This window comes from Photobacterium lucens (assembly GCF_009873615.1).
Taxonomy (GTDB): Bacteria; Pseudomonadota; Gammaproteobacteria; order Enterobacterales; family Vibrionaceae; genus Photobacterium; species Photobacterium lucens.
This window is the reverse complement of the sequence record NZ_SSMG01000026.1, coordinates 1-1,684: the sequence shown is the minus strand read 5'-3', so window position 1 is coordinate 1,684 and position 1,684 is coordinate 1. Positions and strand designations below refer to the sequence as shown.

At 33.2% G+C, this 1,684-nt stretch carries 2 protein-coding genes; both read right to left on the bottom strand.

Annotated elements, in window-relative coordinates; genetic code table 11:
• Nucleotides 1–233 precede the first annotated feature (233 nt).
• Nucleotides 234–650, bottom strand: coding sequence for a type IV pilus modification PilV family protein (locus tag E5A76_RS02330; protein WP_161117984.1), 417 nt, complete (start codon nucleotides 648–650; stop codon nucleotides 234–236).
• The coding region (locus tag E5A76_RS02325; RefSeq protein WP_161117983.1) for a hypothetical protein at nucleotides 640–1,684 on the bottom strand (1,045 nt) is incomplete at its 5' end. The genes E5A76_RS02325 and E5A76_RS02330, both read right to left, overlap by 11 nt.

The window sequence follows — 1,684 nt, the reverse complement described above, 5'->3', positions numbered from 1 at the left end:
TGATAAATCTTTTTGACTAATCATTCAACGAGTGCCCACACAGATTGCATGGTCAAATTGTTAAAGAACAATACTGACATCAACGCTTGCCAGTGGCTCGCTCCGTGTCAGTGAGGTCGCATTATAGGAATATTTTTTTCGCTGACAATAGATTTTTGACAAAAAAAAATCGTTTGAATAAATTTTATTCAAACCGACTTTTTTAAATGTTTTTTGATAAGAATTTAGCCTAGTTAATCAAATTCACTGTATTTGGATATAACTGTATCTAAGCTAACGTTCTGAGTGACATCTCTTCGGTCTTGCCAACTAACAATGACATTAATCTTCTTAGCACCAGATACAGGCTCGTTATTTATAACTGTGATCTTTCTTGTCATCGTTATTCCAGATATTGGTATAGCTTCTGACGGGCTACTTATTATAGAACTATATGGTATTGTTCCCGAACCGCCACTTTGAGAACGAGTTTGAAAAAGTTCTAATTTTTTCTCGGCTAAATATAACGCATCCAGTGTTTTTAATGCATTTTCAGACTTCACTTCCATATAAGCCTGCATTTTAACAAGCCCCAGTACTCCAATAGAAAGTACAGCAAGTGAAATCACAACCTCTAATAAACTAAAGCCTTTTGGTATTTTATAGATCATTCCATGATCCTTTCATCCATCGAGGCTCTCCAAAAGGTGATAATAAATCATTTATTAATTTACCATCATAATTAAGTAGCCCTGAATATTCTAAATAAGTAACTTGACTAGGAGTATCAAACATAAAACCTCCCGTAGGTCTCTGCGAACCAGTGATATAAGCTACAGTTCTTTTACTAAACTCTTCTGCATCTAGTCCATCGTCATCGCTTGTCTTATATGAATCTGGATAATTCTTACCATCTAAAGCAGTACCTGACCATTGCGTACCTGTTGGTATATATGAATCATTAAAATGATATACAACAGCCTTATATGTAGATACTCCACTAAGTTTTAAAATACCATTATGGACTAATATGAATACGCCTTGCTCCGTAGACGTTTCTCCAGGCAATTTCTTTAAAGCGATATCATCTAATGTACAATCACCAGTAATCCAAACATGTCTTTTTTCAGGTGTTATACTTGAAATTATTTTATCAATACAAGTCGTTTTGCCCGATGCATTACCATCAACAAAAAATTTACTTTTAACTTCACTCCATTTACTACGTTCAACCCCAAAAGTTTCCTTGAAAATATCCATATTAATATTTTTGGTAATATCAGATTTAAAATGCTCTCTTTTGGTTGCTTTTATTGTTTTATAGTCTTCATGACAATAATTACTATCAATATCAAACCCCTCTAGAGGTGGTGTAGGAGCTCCCTCGAATTGGCTGTTTTTTATATGTGTCGTGCTGTCATGATGTAGATAAACATTAGTTTTATATCTTAAAATAATACATTCCCAATTATTTGGCGTTTTTTCTTTATATGGATCAGGAAAAACAGAATAACTTCCTTTAAAATATAAATCTGCTGAACTTTTTATTACACCATGGCTTTCAAAACTCTTATTACTAATTCCTTTTGCTATTTTATTGAAACCAGATACTGAAACTAAAGATGAAAAATTCAATCCAGGAACAAGAGACAAAGAGTCCAGTTTATAATCAGGGATATCTAAACATTTACTAACATCTGCATCC

What these genes read in the sequence shown, in the direction of transcription:
- E5A76_RS02330 (WP_161117984.1), bottom strand. Translation starts at nt 650, where the DNA reads ATGATCTATAAAATACCAAAAGGCTTTAGTTTATTAGAGGTTGTGATT.